At 45.1% G+C, this 15902-nt stretch carries 15 protein-coding genes; 2 read left to right on the top strand and 13 right to left on the bottom strand.

The window, feature by feature from the left end; genetic code table 11:
* Position 1 precedes the first annotated feature (1 nt).
* Together AC0YOD_RS02035 and AC0YOD_RS02030 are read right to left on the bottom strand one after the other, a co-directional pair.
* Positions 2-1066, bottom strand: coding sequence for an efflux RND transporter periplasmic adaptor subunit (locus AC0YOD_RS02035; protein WP_475797578.1), 1065 nt, complete (start codon positions 1064-1066; stop codon positions 2-4).
* On the bottom strand, positions 1032-1712 hold the full coding sequence (locus tag AC0YOD_RS02030) for an ABC transporter ATP-binding protein (protein WP_475798341.1): 681 nt from the start codon (positions 1710-1712) through the stop codon (positions 1032-1034). The genes AC0YOD_RS02035 and AC0YOD_RS02030 overlap by 35 nt, the downstream gene beginning before the upstream one ends.
* A gap of 266 nt (positions 1713-1978) precedes the next feature.
* Here AC0YOD_RS02030 and AC0YOD_RS02025 point away from each other — a divergent pair, with 266 nt between their 5' ends.
* Complete coding sequence (locus tag AC0YOD_RS02025) at positions 1979-2554, top strand: GNAT family N-acetyltransferase (protein ID WP_475797577.1); 576 nt, start codon at positions 1979-1981, stop codon at positions 2552-2554.
* 61 nt (positions 2555-2615) lie between these two features.
* Here AC0YOD_RS02025 and pyrE read toward each other — a convergent pair whose 3' ends face one another.
* The 10 genes from pyrE to lspA form a co-directional block, all read right to left on the bottom strand.
* The gene (pyrE, locus tag AC0YOD_RS02020) at positions 2616-3263 is read right to left on the bottom strand and encodes an orotate phosphoribosyltransferase (protein ID WP_475797576.1); all 648 of its coding nucleotides are present in this window, start codon (positions 3261-3263) and stop codon (positions 2616-2618) included.
* Positions 3260-3994, bottom strand: coding sequence for an orotidine-5'-phosphate decarboxylase (pyrF, locus tag AC0YOD_RS02015; RefSeq protein ID WP_475797575.1), 735 nt, complete (start codon positions 3992-3994; stop codon positions 3260-3262). The genes pyrE and pyrF overlap by 4 nt, the downstream gene beginning before the upstream one ends.
* Positions 3995-4155: 161 nt before the next feature.
* Positions 4156-7377, bottom strand: coding sequence for a carbamoyl-phosphate synthase large subunit (gene carB, locus AC0YOD_RS02010; protein WP_475797574.1), 3222 nt, complete (start codon positions 7375-7377; stop codon positions 4156-4158).
* Positions 7364-8509: a carbamoyl phosphate synthase small subunit gene (locus AC0YOD_RS02005; protein WP_475797573.1), complete on the bottom strand. Its 1146-nt coding sequence runs from the start codon at positions 8507-8509 to the stop codon at positions 7364-7366. The genes carB and AC0YOD_RS02005 overlap by 14 nt, the downstream gene beginning before the upstream one ends.
* A 62-nt stretch (positions 8510-8571) precedes the next feature.
* Positions 8572-9858 carry a dihydroorotase gene (locus AC0YOD_RS02000; RefSeq protein ID WP_475797572.1) on the bottom strand — a complete coding sequence of 429 codons (1287 nt, stop codon included), beginning with the start codon at positions 9856-9858 and terminating at the stop codon, positions 8572-8574.
* A gap of 43 nt (positions 9859-9901) precedes the next feature.
* Positions 9902-10801, bottom strand: a complete 900-nt coding sequence (locus tag AC0YOD_RS01995; protein ID WP_475797571.1) for an aspartate carbamoyltransferase catalytic subunit — start codon at positions 10799-10801, stop codon at positions 9902-9904.
* Positions 10798-11373: a bifunctional pyr operon transcriptional regulator/uracil phosphoribosyltransferase PyrR gene (pyrR, locus tag AC0YOD_RS01990; RefSeq protein WP_475797570.1), complete on the bottom strand. Its 576-nt coding sequence runs from the start codon at positions 11371-11373 to the stop codon at positions 10798-10800. The genes AC0YOD_RS01995 and pyrR overlap by 4 nt, the downstream gene beginning before the upstream one ends.
* Positions 11374-11710: 337 nt before the next feature.
* Positions 11711-12946 (bottom strand): LL-diaminopimelate aminotransferase, encoded by a 1236-nt coding sequence (locus AC0YOD_RS01985; RefSeq protein ID WP_475797569.1) that lies wholly within the window; start codon positions 12944-12946, stop codon positions 11711-11713.
* Between the two features lie 121 nt (positions 12947-13067).
* Positions 13068-14006, bottom strand: coding sequence for an RluA family pseudouridine synthase (locus AC0YOD_RS01980; protein WP_475797568.1), 939 nt, complete (start codon positions 14004-14006; stop codon positions 13068-13070).
* Positions 13987-14508 carry a signal peptidase II gene (lspA, locus tag AC0YOD_RS01975; RefSeq protein WP_475797567.1) on the bottom strand — a complete coding sequence of 174 codons (522 nt, stop codon included), beginning with the start codon at positions 14506-14508 and terminating at the stop codon, positions 13987-13989. The genes AC0YOD_RS01980 and lspA overlap by 20 nt, the downstream gene beginning before the upstream one ends.
* A gap of 197 nt (positions 14509-14705) precedes the next feature.
* On the opposite strand from lspA, the gene AC0YOD_RS01970 reads away from it, so the two are divergent.
* On the top strand, positions 14706-15431 hold the full coding sequence (locus AC0YOD_RS01970; RefSeq protein WP_475797566.1) for a TraR/DksA C4-type zinc finger protein: 726 nt from the start codon (positions 14706-14708) through the stop codon (positions 15429-15431).
* Positions 15432-15443: 12 nt separating this feature from the next.
* On the opposite strand, the gene AC0YOD_RS01965 is transcribed toward AC0YOD_RS01970, so the two are convergent.
* The gene (locus AC0YOD_RS01965; protein WP_475797565.1) at positions 15444-15782 is read right to left on the bottom strand and encodes a DUF5665 domain-containing protein; all 339 of its coding nucleotides are present in this window, start codon (positions 15780-15782) and stop codon (positions 15444-15446) included.
* Between the last annotated feature and the right edge of the window lie 120 nt (positions 15783-15902).

Below are 15902 nucleotides of genomic sequence, written 5' to 3'. Positions count from 1 at the left end.
GCTATCGACCTACGACTTTCTGCCCGGGCTCTAGCCCCTTAAGAATCTCGATTTGAGTAGAGTTTTGTTGACCTACCTCTACATCGACCTCTCGTTTACCGTTAGCATCAATAACTTGCACATACGTACGGGAGCCGATAGAACGAAGCGCTGAAGGAGGAATGACAATGGCATTTTCAGTTCTCTTCGTAATAATGTTGATGGATAGCGGAGCGCCGCGGTTAGCCGTCTTTGGCAAGTCTTTAATTTCAACGATTAGGAAATCCTCTGGACGTTCTGGTTTCGTTTCCCCATTGCCACCGCCGCCGTTGTTCTGCTCAGTTACCTTATACGGAAGCTGCTTCACCTTGCCTTTAAAAGTACCTACACTGGTGATATTTACGGAAACTTCCATACCTACCGCAACCTTTTCAAGTTCCGTTTTGGTAAGCTTCGCAGCAGGTACGATTTGACTCGTATCCGCAACTATTGCGATGGGTGTGTAAGCTTTAATCAAGTCGCCCTTTTGCACAGATACAGATACGATTGTGCCGCTAAATGGGGAGACCAAGTTTGCTTTTCCAATCTCCTCTTCCATATCTAGAAGCTTCTGCTTTTTCTCTTCAAACATAATCGATTTTTCCTCAAAATCAATCGGATCCATCTCATCACGTTGACGAAGCGTCTCCTTCATCGTTATTTCTTCTTTTTTGAAGGCTAGCTTCTCTAAACGCAAAGATTTGACCAAATCATCAACATCAAGCTCGCCTATGATTTGACCTGCTTCAACGCTCTGTCCTACCTTTACATAAAGCTCTTTCAAGTATTTACCCTCTAAATCAAAGAACATTGTTTCTTCTTCCAAAGAAATAAGCTTTCCGATAACCGGAATCTTAGTCTCGAGATTTGCTGTGGTAACCTCATACTCTGGTTTTTTGGATATTTGCGCAGGATTAATCTCCGGCAATACCTCTTCCTCTTGTTCTTTGGGGAGCAAGGAGCAACCACTTGCAAACACCAATGAAACGCTCATCACAACAACCATTGAACGTTTAAATAAATCTCCCGTCCACCATTTCATAAACATTGTCGGCAACCTCCAAAATCGTAGGATCATGTGTAGTCATACAAATAGTAACTTGTTCAGTGCGAATGATATTTTGGAAAACGGCCATAATTTGAGCTGACATACCTGTATCAAGCTCCGCCGTCGGCTCATCCGCCAGCAGCAGCATTGGTTTATGTGCGATTGCCTTAGCGATTGCCACACGTTGCTGTTCACCGCCTGAGAGCTCAAAGGGTCTATGATGCATTCTCCGCTCTAAGCCAACGAGTTCCAGACATTGCGCAACTCGCTCTCGCCACTGAGCACGAGGAATGCCCGCCATACGAAGAGAAAGCTCAACATTTTCCCAAGCCGATAATAGCGGCATTAGCGCAAAGGCCTGGAAAATAAAACCCATATGCTTGCGCCGGACCAACGTCCGCTTATCATCGCTCATCTTGTGAAAAGCTAAGCCGTTAAACAAAATTTCTCCATTGCTGGGTGTGTCGAGACCGCCCAAGCAATTTAGAAGCGTCGTTTTACCAGAGCCTGAACGGCCTCTAAGCATAACAAGCTGTCTTTCTTTCAATTCCATGTTAATCCCTTTTAATACATGAAGCGGTGAACCCCCAACTTGAAAAGTACGTTCTACATCCTTTACTGTCAGTAAAATACGCTCTTCTTCCATGGGTTCAAGCTGCGGCTCGGTTATTTGTTCAGCTTCCTGCGATGTAGCCATGAGCGCTACCGATCCCTCCTTTAATAAGGCTAAAAAAACCTTCATAATTCTCATCTTACATGATAGACGAGGGACACGCTCAAAAAGTTACGCCTAATTCTTACATCTTTTATAAACTTTTTGTATTGACAAATTCAGATGTCAAATGTTATTGCCTCTCCTTTCTTATTCATGCTATTATCGAGAAAATATATCTAGATTTTAGGAGATTAACTATGGGCATTAATCCTATCTTACTTTCATTTCCCGAACAATTCGAAACAGAGAATTTGATTATTCGCGCACCCCAGTGGGGAGACGGAGCTCCATTAAATGAAGCTGTTAGAGGGAGCGCCAATGAATTAAGGCCTTGGCTCCCATTTGCTAGAAACATTCCTCCTGTTGAAGAATCAGAAGCTTATGTCCGGAAAGCTAGACTTCGCTTCTTAGAAAGATCGGATTTAGTGCTGCATCTTGTCGACAGGCATACGGGAGAATTTGTAGGCAGCAGCGGACTACATCGCATGAACTGGGACGTTAGAGCATTTGAAATCGGCTATTGGCTGCGTACTTCACGAACTGGAAAAGGATTAATGACAGAGGCAGTAAACGCTATTACTGCTTTTGCTATTCATCAATTAGAAGCTAATCGCATTGAGATAAGATGCAACAAGCGTAATCTAGCAAGCAGCCGTGTTGCAGAAAGATGTGGTTTTACGCTGGAGGGTGTATTGCGAAACCTTAGCCAAGAGGAAACGGGTGAGCTGGCGGATATTCAAATATTTTCGAAGGCAAGAGGCTATGAATTTTAGATAAACAAAGAGCGCACTCTCTAAAAAAAGAGAATGCGCTCTTTGCTGTTTCTGGTTAAATCTATTTACCGAAAGATTGTGGATCATTTCTCCAAGCTTGCAGTGTTGCAACATCCTCTGGTGCTACTTTGCCAAGCTGAACAGCAGTTTGAATCAGGGCGCTGTAGTTGGATAATGTAGCAAGCGGCATATTTTCCGCTGCGAAAGCTTGAGCTGCCGAATCAAATTCATACGTAAAGATTGCAAGTACAGCCGCAACCTCTGCGCCAGCTTCACGAACAGCAAGAGCCGCTTTTAGGGAACTGCCGCCAGTGGAAATCAAATCCTCGATTACAACTACCTTCTGACCAGGCAGAACGCGTCCTTCAATTTGATTTTGCTTGCCATGACCCTTCGCTTTGTCGCGAATGTATGCCATTGGCAGATTGAGCTTCTGAGCAACCCATGCCGCGTGAGGAATACCTGCAGTCGATGTACCTGCAATAACATCTACATCAGGATAGTTTTCACGAATGATTGCCGCAAATCCTTCGGCCACAAGATCGCGAATGGCTGGATAAGTCATCGTTAGGCGATTATCGCAATAGATCGGTGATTTAATACCGGATGTCCATGTAAATGGCTCATTAGGACGAAGAGCTACCGCTTCAATTTCAAGCAAGCTCTTTGCTATTTCATTTGGCAATTCTGCTACATTTATTTTACTCACTTGGAAGTCAGCTCCTCAATTATAGATTCTAAAGCAGCTCTAGGCTGTGGTGCAGCAGTTATAGGGCGTCCTATAACCATGTAATCAGTTCCTTGGCGCAACGCTTCACTTGGTGTCATAATTCTAGATTGATCATTTACGTCCGCACCTTTGGGACGAATACCTGGCGTTACTGTTTTGAAGGAGGCTCCACATGCTGCTTTAATGGCTTCGACCTCGGAAGGAGAGGCAACGACACCGTCGAGTCCGGCTGCTTTCGTTAGCTCCGCATAACGCAGAACTGCAGCTCCTACCGTGCCTTGGATTCCAATTTGTTCATTAAGCATGGATTGACTTGTGCTCGTTAAGTGCGTAACTGCAATGACAGTCGGCTTCTTCATTCCACATCCTGTAAGCGCGATATCAACACCTTCCAGCGCAGCCTCAAGCATAGCTTGACCACCTGCTGCATGTACATTGAACATGTCAACGCCAAGCTTCGTTACGCTGTTAGCACCGCCCTTAACGGTATTCGGAATATCATGCATTTTGACATCGAGAAAAACGTAGTAACCGCGCTCTTTCAAGCTTTGTACAAAGGAAGGTCCAGCTGCATAGAACAACTGCATGCCTACCTTCATGTAACACGGAATACCATGTAGCTCAGTAATCAACCGCTCCGCAGCAGCTGCGTCTGGATAATCAAGTGCAACCATAATCCGTCCTGCAGCCTGTTCGTTTGTCAGTTTCATCCTAATTCTCTCCTTTTTCTCTGTTCATTTGCATAATAAACGGCCATACGTCCGCTCCTCTAGCTGCAATAAAGGTAGAAGCCTTTATTGCACATAGAGGAGCCATAGACGTTGGCCGTACTTTTAAGCTGTAATGCGCTCATTCAAACGCATGAGCTTTTTTATTTCTTCAAATGCACCGGCATAGAGCGTGAGGAGAAGTTAAGTGTTTCAAGCATAACAAGCAAGGCACGTACTGTGTCTAGCGATGTCATACAAACCACACCGTTCTCAACCGCTTCACGACGGATACGGAAGCCGTCACGTTCAGGCGCTTTGCCCTTCGTCAACGTATTGACAACGAATTGCGCTTGACCTTCGCGAACAAGATCAAGAATGTTTGGTGCTCCTTCGCTCAGCTTGTTCACAGTCGTTACGATCAAACCAGCATCCTCAAGCGTTTTTGCCGTACCGCCTGTTGCAATAATTCTGTAGCCTAGGTTGAAGAAACCGCGAAGCAATTCTGTTGCTTCTTCTTTATCCTTATCGGCTACTGTAGCAATGATTGCGCCAGATGTAGGGATTTTCATTCCTGCGCCGATGAGACCTTTGTAAAGTGCTTTTGCATACTGCACATCACGGCCCATAACCTCGCCTGTAGATTTCATTTCCGGCGTTAGTGTAGGGTCAACGCGGCGAAGCTTAGCGAATGAGAATACCGGAACTTTAACCGATACGAACTCATCTTCCGGCCACAAGCCTTCTGTGTAACCAAGATCAGCAAGCTTAGTACCTAGAATCGCTTGTGTAGCTAGATTAGCCATCGGCAGATTCGTTACTTTGCTTAGGAATGGAACTGTACGTGATGAACGAGGGTTAACCTCGATTACATATACTTTTTCTTGGAAAATAACGAACTGGATATTTACAAGTCCGATTACATTCAATGCTTTAGATATATTAATAGTAATATCTATAATTTGTTGTTTAATATCATCTGACAAGGATTGCGGAGGATATACCGCGATGGAGTCACCGGAGTGAACACCCGCGCGCTCTACATGCTCCATAATACCCGGGATTAGAACCGTATCGCCATCGCAAATCGCGTCAACTTCTGCTTCTTTACCCATCATATAGCGGTCAATCAATACCGGATGCTCAGGGTTGATTTTCACAGCTACTTCCATGTAGCTAAGCAAATCTTCATCTGAATATACGATTTCCATTGCGCGTCCGCCAAGTACATAGGAAGGACGAACAAGAACTGGGTAACCAAGCTTTTGTGCAGTCACAACAGCTTCATCTACAGATGTTACTGTAGTTCCATCTGGTTGAGGAATGTTTAGGCTGCGAAGCAAAGCTTCGAATTTTTTGCGATCTTCTGCTGCATCAATGCTTTCAAGGCTGGAGCCAAGAATACGAACGCCTGCTTTGGAAAGCGGTGCTGCAAGGTTGATCGCTGTTTGACCACCGAATTGAACGATAACGCCAATTGGATTCTCTTGCTCGATGACGTTCATAACATCCTCGAAGAACAATGGCTCAAAGTATAGTCGATCAGATGTACTGAAGTCTGTTGATACAGTCTCAGGGTTATTGTTAATGATTACCGCTTCATAACCCGCATTTTGAATCGCCCATACCGCATGAACAGTCGAGTAATCGAACTCGATGCCTTGACCGATCCGGATTGGACCAGAACCAAGTACTAGTACCTTCTGCTTGTCTGTTTGGATAACTTCGTTCTCTACTTCATATGTCGAATAGTAGTACGGTGTGGACGCTTCGAATTCAGCGGCACATGTATCAACCATTTTGTATACGGGTTTCAAGTTAAGCTGAACGCGAAGTGCGCGAACATCTTCTTCTGTAGTGTGGCTGCCATTAGGGAAGCCTTCACGACGGATCTCAGCAATAGAGCGGTCAGAGAAACCTTTGCGTTTCGCTTCATAAAGCGTTTGTTGCGTCAAGGTAGCTTCACTGCGCATACGATCTTCAAAAGCGATGATCAATTGGATTTTATCTAGGAACCACCAATCAATTTTCGTCAAGTCTTGAATATCTTGCAGCTTGTAACCGCGGCGGAATGCTTCCGCTACTAGGAACATACGCTCATCATCCGGTTTTTGCAGACGCGTTTGCAGTGTAGCATCATCCAGCGATGAAGCTTCTTTCAAATGAATGCGGTGAGCGCCGATTTCAAGCGAGCGAACCGCTTTATGAATCGATTCCTCGAAAGTACGGCCGATCGCCATAACTTCGCCAGTCGCTTTCATTTGCGTACCTAGTTTACGATTTGCATTTACAAATTTATCGAACGGCCAGCGCGGGATTTTCGAAACGATATAATCCAGTGTTGGCTCGAAGCATGCATAGGTTTGACCCGTAACTGGGTTAACTAGCTCATCAAGCGTGTAGCCAATTGCGATTTTTGCTGCCATTTTTGCAATCGGATAGCCCGTTGCTTTGGAAGCAAGCGCAGAAGAACGGCTTACGCGCGGGTTTACTTCAATGACATAATATTGGTAGCTGTGCGGATCTAAAGCGAACTGTACGTTACATCCACCCTCGATGTTTAGTGCACGGATAATCTTAAGTGATGCGGAACGAAGCATTTGATACTCGCGATCCGACAACGTTTGGCTAGGTGCTACTACGATACTGTCGCCTGTATGAACGCCAACCGGATCAAAGTTTTCCATGTTGCAAACAACGATACAGTTGTCATTCGCATCACGCATAACTTCATATTCGACTTCTTTCATGCCAGCAATCGATTTCTCGATCAAGCACTGGCTGATTGGGCTGTAACGAATACCGGAAGTAACCGTTTCACGAAGCTCTTCCTCATTGGCGCAAATACCGCCGCCTGTTCCTCCAAGCGTATAGGCAGGACGAACAATGATTGGGTAGCCAATTGAATTTGCGAAATCTACTGCAGCTTCAACGGTTGTTACGATGTCGCTGTCTGGAACCGGCTGTTCAAGCTCACGCATAAGATCACGGAACAAATCGCGATCCTCCGCTTTCTCAATCGCTGTGAGCTGTGTACCAAGAAGCTTTACATTCTCGCTTTCAAGAACGCCGGCACGAGCAAGTTCTACTGCCATGTTAAGACCCGTTTGACCGCCTAACGTTGGAAGCAGACCATCCGGACGCTCTTGGCGAATAATTTGTGATACGAATTCAAGCGTAATTGGCTCAATGTATACTTTGTCAGCCATGTTCGTATCCGTCATGATTGTAGCCGGGTTACTGTTTATAAGTACAACCTCATAGCCCTCTTCCTTGAGTGCTTGGCAAGCCTGTGTGCCTGCGTAGTCGAATTCAGCCGCTTGTCCGATGACGATCGGACCAGATCCGATCACGAGAATTTTTTTGAGTTCATTATTTTTGGGCATACTGTAGCTCTCCTTTCAACGTCTCCGATAACACCGCTTGACGAGGTTTTTGTGGGTTATTAATCTTATGCGTACGGATCATTTGCAGGAATTCATCAAACAGATAGCTTGAGTCATAAGGTCCTGGTGCTGCTTCTGGGTGATATTGAACCGAGAATGCAGGGAATTTTTCATGCTTCAATCCTTCAATCGTACGGTCATTATTGTTGATGTGTGTAACGATCAAGCCTGTGCCTGCTATCGACTCATCAAGTACGGTATAGCCATGATTTTGAGATGTAATGTAGCAGCGGTTTGTAGACAATTCTTTAACCGGGTGATTTCCGCCGCGGTGTCCGAATTTAAGCTTCGTTGAATCAGCTCCGCAAGCTAGAGCGAGAAGTTGATGACCTAGGCAAATGCCGAAGATCGGATATTCACCAAGAAGTTCCTTGATCATTTCAACTGCATATGGAACATCCTTGGGATCCCCAGGACCATTAGACAATTGAATACCGTCTGGATCTAAGCGACGAATTTTGTCAGCAGAAGTATTATGAGGAACGACAATGACATCACAGCCGCGTTTTGTAAGCTCACGAAGAATACCGCTCTTTGCACCGAAATCTACAAGCACGATACGCTCGCCTTGACCTGGGCTAGTGAAAATTTGTGGAGTCGAAGTACGAGCCACTTGATCCGTCATTAGCTTAGAGATGTTAAGACGCTCTGCAAGCTCCTCTACACGCTCATTGCCAGTTGTGATAAGGCCTTTCATCGTACCGAAATGACGCAGTTTACGAGTAAGCATACGTGTATCGATATCGCTGATGCCCGGGATGCCATGCTCCTTCAGAAGTTCGCCAAGGGAATAACGTGCGCGCCAGTTGCTAGGCACATCTTCATGACGGCGAACGACAAAACCATGAATAAATGGAAGCTGCGTCTCGAAATCATCGCGTGTAATGCCATAGTTGCCGACTAGCGGGTAAGTCATCGTAACGATTTGTCCGCAGTAGGACGGATCAGAGATAACCTCTTGATAACCAGTGATTCCTGTATTAAATACAACCTCACCCATCATTTGCGCTTCTGCACCGAACGAAAGGCCTGTAAATAACGTACCGTCTTCCAACAATAATCTTGCTTGCATCCGTATCACTCCTCAGGTGTTAATCGTTCCCCATATTATAAATTAAGTGGTGTTAGCTTTAACTATTCTGACCAGACAACAGCGCCGTTTACGATAGTAGCTACTGGCCAGCCGCTAAGCTTCCAGCCGCCGAATGGCGTATTATTGCTTTTTGAAGCGAAAGTACTTGGATCAACCTCGCGCTCGCTGTTCAGATCAACGATGGTAAGATCAGCCGGTGCTCCTTGCTCCAATCTTCCTGTAGGAAGACGGAAGACGCGGGCAGGGTCTGAAGTCATGCGCTTAAGCAGGAAGCCCAATGTCCATTGACCTGTTTGTACAAATTTAGTGTACAAGAGTGGAAATGCTGTTTCAAAACCGACTATGCCAAATGGCGCAAGTTGTACACCGCGAGCTTTTTCTTCAGCGCTATGCGGTGCATGATCGGTAACAATCATGTCCAGCGTACCATCTTCAAGTCCCTCAATTACAGCTTGAACGTCTCTAGGCGTACGAAGCGGCGGGTTCATCTTCCAATTGGCATCTTCAAGACCTGGAATATCTTCATCCGACAGTAGTAAATGATGCGGACAAACCTCAGCTGTTACTTTCACTCCAATTTGCTTGGCAAGGCGGATAAGTCGTACCGACTGCTCCGTGCTTACGTGGCAGACATGGTAATGAACGCCTGTCGCTTCCGCGAGCAATACATCTCTGCCTACATGAATGGCTTCTGATTCATTTGGAATGCCTTTCAAGCCATGCTTCCGTGAAAATTCACCTTCAGAAGCCCATGCTCCAACAACCAGTGAATCATCCTCACAGTGTGCGATAATCGGCATATCCATCGACTGTGCAAGCGTCATGGCATCCTTCATCATTTGAGCGTTTTGAACACCGACTCCATCATCTGTAAAACCGATTGCTCCTGCTTCTTTTAATGAAGCGAAATCCGTCAACTCGCGTCCAAGCTCGTTTTTCGTAATGGAAGCATATGGCAGTACCTTAACAATTCCAACCTGCTCTGCTTTGTTTTTAATATAGTTAACGGTCTCTGCTGTATCTGTAACCGGACGAGTGTTCGGCATACAAGCGATTGTTGTAAAACCGCCCTTAGCAGCGGAGCGTGTTCCCGTTTCGATATCTTCTTTATATTCAAACCCTGGGTCGCGCAAATGAACGTGCATGTCGATGAACCCTGGTGATACTAACTTGCCTTGTGCATCAATCACTTCAGCGCTGCCTGTATCCGGCGTTACTCCGCCGTCAATAATTTCTTGAATTTTACCGTCTTCAAGGCGTATATGTTTGCTTTCTAGGTTTCCAGCAGATTCATTCCATACATTTCCGTTTATAATCCATACTGACATTGTTTTTCACCCTCCGAATGTTTTCGGTTTATGTTCGTTCAAGTTAGCTAAGTGCTCTTTCTACGACAGCCATCCGAATTGGTACTCCGTTTTCCATTTGTGTAAAAATTCTCGACTGTGGGTGTTCAACGAGCTCATCATCGATTTCCACATTGCGATTGATAGGCGCGGGATGCATGATGATTGCATGCTTAGCAAGCTTTGCTGCACGCTCGACGGTTAAGCCATAATGCTCACGGTAGCTTTCTGCTGAGCTTAACATGCCGCTTTCATGACGCTCTAGCTGTACTCGCAGCATCATAACCACATCTGATTTCAAAGCTTCTTCCATTGAAACGTAGTTTACATCAAGCTCCTGCGCTTGCATGTTAGGAGGAGAGCAGAAGTTGACGTTTACTCCGAATTTTTGCAGCGCCCACAAGTTTGATCTTGCTACCCGGCTATGCAAGACATCTCCCACAATGGTTACGGTCAAACCTTTAAGATGACCAAAATGCTTACGCATTGTATACATGTCAAGCAAAGCTTGTGTTGGATGCTCATTGTTACCGTCTCCTGCATTTATAAGCGGTACTTTAATCTTTGTTGCAAGCTCAGCGAGTACGCCGATTGGTTTCAAGCGAATAATCCCTACATCTATACCCATCGATTCCAGCGTTCTGACTGTATCGTAGATGGATTCGCCCTTCTGTACGCTTGATACGGCTGCTGAGAAATTCAGCACCTCAGCTCCGAGTCGTTTCTCAGCTACTTCGAAGGAAAATCTCGTTCTTGTGCTATTTTCAAAGAACATGTTTGCCGCAAACTTACCTGCTGCTGCAGTATGCGTTTTTACGGGATGGTTTTCAAAGTAGGCAGCTCGATCAAGAATGGATAGTATTTCTTCCATGCTCAAATCCTTTAGGCCGATTAAGCTCCGTTGTTTAAGCTGTGTTGTCATCATCCGGCATGCCCCCTATGGTTGATAATGGTTACTTGATCAATGTCATCGAATTCAACGAGTGCTACATCAATTTGCTCTTGCTTCGAGGTCGGAACGTTCTTCCCAACGAAATCGGGCCGAATCGGCAGCTCACGATGTCCACGGTCTACTAGCACAGCAAGTTGAATGCTCTGTGGTCTGCCGCAATCCATTAGTGCGTCCATCGCCGCTCGTATTGTCCTGCCTGTATAAAGCACATCATCGAATAAAATAATTCTTTTGTTTTGTACCGTGAATGGTACTCCATCGTTATCAGCGATTGCTGCTGATACTTCACCTTTTGCGGAATTGACTGATTTGCGATCATCCCGATAATGCGTAATATCAAGCTCACTGACAAGCACCGGCTTGCCTTCTATCTCTTGAATGCGTTCCGCAATTCGATGAGCAAGATAGATCCCCCGCGTTCGAATGCCAACGATTACGCAATCATCAATTCCTTTGTTTTTCTCTACAATTTCATGAGCGATTCGCGTTAATGCGCGGCGAATTGCCGTTTCATCCATGATGACCAAATGCTCTTCCTCCGTCATTTACGCTGACTCCTCCCATAATCATCCATTTACCTGGCAGCGATAAAAAAAGCTCCTTGCATATTTGCAAGGAGCTTGTGATAAGGCGCGAGAAGATAGACGTAGGCCCGCAGAACTTTCGTCACAGAAAGCTCCTTACCGGGATGTCCCATTCTTCTCATCAATAGACCTGTTATTCACGCTACCTTGCCAGCCTCTCTGGACTGAGTTAAAGGTACTTCTATTCATCTAAGAAATTATCCCACGTTCGACAAACGATGTCAAGTAAAAACGAATATTTCCGCTAGTACTTATTGTGGTTCAATTCTTAGTAGATATGCATGAATGGTAAATGCTTTTACAGGCTTAAATTACGTATTCTTTCAACTGCTCTTTCCGTGTTTTCACGACTTCCAAATGCTGTCAGACGGAAATACCCTTGACCGCTTTGACCGAAGCCCACGCCCGGTGTACCGACAATATTCGCTTCCGTAAGCAGCTTGTCAAAAAATGACCATGAATCCATGCCGTTTGGTGTTTTCAACCAAATGTAAGGAGCGTTAACACCGCCAAATACTTCTAAGCCAATCGAGGCAAGGCCATCGCGGATAATAGCAGCATTAGTCATGTAGTAATCAACCAATGTCTTGATCTGCTCTTTGCCCTCAGGCGAATAAATAGCAGCAGCGCCGCGTTGAGTTACATATGATACGCCATTGAATTTAGTCGTATGACGACGATTCCACAAATCATTGATCAATACTTCATTACCAGCAGCATCAAGGCCTTTCAATTCGCGAGGAACAACCGTGTATGCGCAGCGTACGCCAGTAAAGCCTGCAGTTTTCGAGAAGCTGCGGAATTCGATGGCTACTTCACGAGCGCCTTCGATTTCATAGATGCTGTGCGGAACATCCTCTTCTTGGATGAAAGCTTCATAAGCGGAATCGTACAAAATAATGCAGTTATTTGCTTTCGCATAATCAACCCACACTTTGAGCTCTTCCTTCGTCAGTGTCATGCCTGTCGGATTGTTTGGATAACACAAGTAAATGATGTCCACTTTGCGATCCGGCAAGCTAGGCTTGAAGTCATTTTCCGCTGTACATTCCAAGTAAGCAATATTCTCATAACGTTTTGTCTCTTGATTATATTTACCCGATCGACCTGCCATTACATTCGTATCCACATATACCGGGTATACAGGATCTTGTACAGCAACGATACTGTTCTGGCTGAAAATTTCTTGTATATTACCAACATCGCATTTGGAACCATCACTCACGAAAACCTCATTCGAAGCAATATTAATTCCGCGTGCTTTGTAATCATTTTCGATTATCGCATGAATAAGGAAATCATAGCCTTGCTCTGGGCCGTAGCCGCGGAACGAAGTTGGTGCGGCTAGCTCATCTACTGCACTGTGCATCGCATTCAGAACAGCATCCGGCAAGCCGCGAGTAACATCGCCAATACCAAGGCTAATAATTTCGGCGTTAGGGTTTTCTTGAATAAATTTCGTACGGCGTTTTGCAATTTCAGAGAATAAATAGCTGCCTTGCAGCTCCAAATAGTTTTGATTAATAGAAGTCATAACTTGTCACCTATCCTTATTTCATCAATTATAGTGGGTTGTTATTGTCTAGAATAACTCACTTCTCAGCTATAAATAATGAAGGATGTGGTGAAAAGTTTGCACTATTGCACGTTTGAAATTATCTTAATCGCAAGCTGTTCAGAACATGCTCGAAATCTGCCGGCAAAGGCACCTCGAATTGCAGCCTTTCGCCGCTGCGCGGATGTGTAAAGCCAATAATTGCAGCATGCAATGCTTGTCCTTTTAAACCGACATTTTTATTTCTTCCGTATACCGGATCACCAGCAAGCGGATGTCCAATATACTTCATATGGACACGAATTTGATGCGTGCGTCCTGTTTCAAGCTGAAGCTCGACGACTGTAAAATCACCTAATCGCTCCAACACTACAAAATGCGTTACTGCATGTCTGCTATTCCGCTCCGTTACTGTGAACAGCTTGCGATCATTTTGATCGCGGCCGATCGGCGCATCAATGGTCCCTTGATCATGAGGCAAATTGCCATGAACAAGCGCAATATATTTGCGTGTTACGGTATGCTCCTTCAATTGTTCAGCTAACGAGACATGAGCCAAATCATTTTTGGCAGCCATAAGCAAGCCAGTAGTGTCCTTGTCGATACGATGAACAATCCCTGGTCTGATCATACCGTTAATGCCCGATAGATCCTTGCAATGATGCATGAGTGCATTCACAAGCGTTCCCGATGAATGTCCTGGAGCTGGATGAACGACCATGCCGCGCGGCTTATTAATGACAATCAAATCAGTATCCTCATAAATAACCTCAAGCGGTATTGCTTCCGGTACGATAGCCGCATCTTCAGGCTCTGGGATTTGCAACGTTACCTTGTTATCCTCAAGCACCTTTACATTCGCTTTGGCTACTTTCCCATCGACCAATACTGCGCCAGCTTTAATCCATTCCTGGACCTGTGTTCTCGAAACGCCAGCATCATCGATACTGTCTGTTACAAATTTATCTACTCGTTCTCCTGCTTGTCCTGATTCTACGATCCATTCCAACGGTTCTTCATTATACAGGTTGCTGCTCATGATTGTTAGATTCCTTGTCCTCTCCATTTTGCGAACGCTTCTTCTCATCCTTTGCGGATAACAAGGTGTCCAATAAGATTAGTATTACACCGCAGACGATAGCGGAATCCGCTATGTTAAATATCGGAAATGGATAGCTGCCAAACGTGAATGATAAAAAGTCAACAACCTCGCCATGACGCGCGCGGTCAAGAAAATTACCAATAGCTCCGCCTAGCACCAGACCTAAGCCAACTAGCAACCACGGCTTGGCTGTTTTTCGCATCATTTGAATGTACCAAATAACACCCGATACGATAACAAGTGTAATGATAATAAAAAACGTACGTTGCTCCTGCAAAATACCAAATGCGGCACCGCGATTACGATGCGAGGTAATGACGAAAAAATTGCCAATAACGCTAATTTGCTCATTAATTACTAATTGCGTTGCAATAATCTTTTTGGTAACGAAATCAAGAATAAATACAAGCAAAGCTACCCAGTAATAATAATAACGCATTCGATCACTCCTAAGTTTTTGTGAAGCAACACTTGAAAAAATCGGTATACAAGCTAATCGAAATTAATTGTAGCACACTGAGTTGAGGTAGAGCCAGCAAATGCCTTCTCTTCTTCCATTGAAGTCCATACTGAAAAAGCTCCTTCCGGCAAAAGCTAGTACAGCAATGATGTTTTGTGCAAAGGACGGTGCTATATATGACAACCCCGACAAATGATCATTTCAAGCTGCTTCGCAGCAGGCTGCTGGATGAACAAAATGAAATTCAACATCGGCTTGCTGATAATGATCATTATGGCCTCAGTCAATCACTTCGTGATGAGACAGGCGAGCTTTCAACCAATGACAATCATCCAGGCGATACCGCAACAGAGCTTTATGAACGCGAAAAAGATATTGCCTTGCTTGAACAGGAGGAGCTTCATTTAGCACGCATTGAAGCCGCTCTTGATGCAATGAAAAATGGCACTTACGGTATATGCGCCACATGCAGTGAGCCCATCCCATTGGAGCGGCTTGATGCCGTACCGGATTGCTTGTATTGCATCGAGCATGCCCCGCGGCAGCATATTTCACTAAGAAGACCCGTTGAAGAACTCATACTCGCTCAGCCATTCGGCCGAACCAGCAGGGATGAAGATGACTTTAACGGCTTCGACGGTGAGGATGCATGGCAAATTGTAGAACAATGGGGCACTTCTAACACGCCTGCTATGTCTGAAAATCGTGATGTGACAGACTATTCGCTCGTTGGCATTGAAGCCGAGGAAAATGACGGCTTCGTCGAGCCAATAGAAAGCTTTCTGGCAACCGATATCACAGGGCGTCATGTGTACATCGTACGCAATCACGCGTATGAACAATACATGGAAAATGAAGAAGGAGATCTCAGTCTCGAAAACAGGGATAATGATGAGGGCTGACCTAAAGATGAATCAATATGTTTTACCTTCAAGCTGGATTTGAACAATTCGAACGATATCAGCAATATAGTCGCCGATAATCGGCAAATTCAATGCGCCTAAAATTTGCAGCACATAGAGAATAGTTGCAGCAAAAAAGGTAAAGCCAATGGCAATTCCAACGCCTCGGGCCGTTCCAGCCAATAGATTTTTCCAGATAAGCGTTCTGGGTCTATTTAACAAATCCACATAATCGGCTATTGCCGTCCGCTCCATATCCGCTGCAATATGCTGCAGACGTTTATCGAGCCTGCTTAACGAGGTTTGCAATTCATCCAAATCCTTTGTTTGCTTTGGATCCATTGGTTTCATTCGAGGCATCTCCTTTGTCAAACAATAAAACGAGGCCCATCCTTTTCAGCCATTGCGCTTAAGCGGCTAGATGCTCGCTTAATGCAGCAGCCGGAAGGAGGCGGCCTCGTTTTTCGCTTG

The organism is Paenibacillus sp. J31P13, from assembly GCF_056269295.1.
This window is presented reverse-complemented; position numbering and strand designations above follow the sequence as displayed.

Coding starts and splice junctions, on each gene's coding strand:
- AC0YOD_RS01995 (WP_475797571.1), bottom strand. CDS start 10,801: ATGATGACAACACAGCTTAAACAACGGAGCTTAATCGGCCTAAAGGAT.
- AC0YOD_RS02000 (WP_475797572.1), bottom strand. CDS start 9,858: ATGTCAGTATGGATTATAAACGGAAATGTATGGAATGAATCTGCTGGA.
- AC0YOD_RS02030 (WP_475798341.1), bottom strand. CDS start 1,712: ATGGAAGAAGAGCGTATTTTACTGACAGTAAAGGATGTAGAACGTACT.
- AC0YOD_RS02035 (WP_475797578.1), bottom strand. CDS start 1,066: ATGTTTATGAAATGGTGGACGGGAGATTTATTTAAACGTTCAATGGTT.
- pyrR (WP_475797570.1), bottom strand. CDS start 11,373: ATGACGGAGGAAGAGCATTTGGTCATCATGGATGAAACGGCAATTCGC.
- carB (WP_475797574.1), bottom strand. CDS start 7,377: ATGCCCAAAAATAATGAACTCAAAAAAATTCTCGTGATCGGATCTGGT.
- lspA (WP_475797567.1), bottom strand. CDS start 14,508: ATGCGTTATTATTATTACTGGGTAGCTTTGCTTGTATTTATTCTTGAT.
- AC0YOD_RS02025 (WP_475797577.1), top strand. CDS start 1,979: ATGGGCATTAATCCTATCTTACTTTCATTTCCCGAACAATTCGAAACA.
- AC0YOD_RS02005 (WP_475797573.1), bottom strand. CDS start 8,509: ATGCAAGCAAGATTATTGTTGGAAGACGGTACGTTATTTACAGGCCTT.
- AC0YOD_RS01980 (WP_475797568.1), bottom strand. CDS start 14,006: ATGAGCAGCAACCTGTATAATGAAGAACCGTTGGAATGGATCGTAGAA.
- pyrF (WP_475797575.1), bottom strand. CDS start 3,994: ATGAAACTGACAAACGAACAGGCTGCAGGACGGATTATGGTTGCACTT.
- AC0YOD_RS01985 (WP_475797569.1), bottom strand. CDS start 12,946: ATGACTTCTATTAATCAAAACTATTTGGAGCTGCAAGGCAGCTATTTA.
- AC0YOD_RS01965 (WP_475797565.1), bottom strand. CDS start 15,782: ATGAAACCAATGGATCCAAAGCAAACAAAGGATTTGGATGAATTGCAA.
- AC0YOD_RS01970 (WP_475797566.1), top strand. CDS start 14,706: ATGACAACCCCGACAAATGATCATTTCAAGCTGCTTCGCAGCAGGCTG.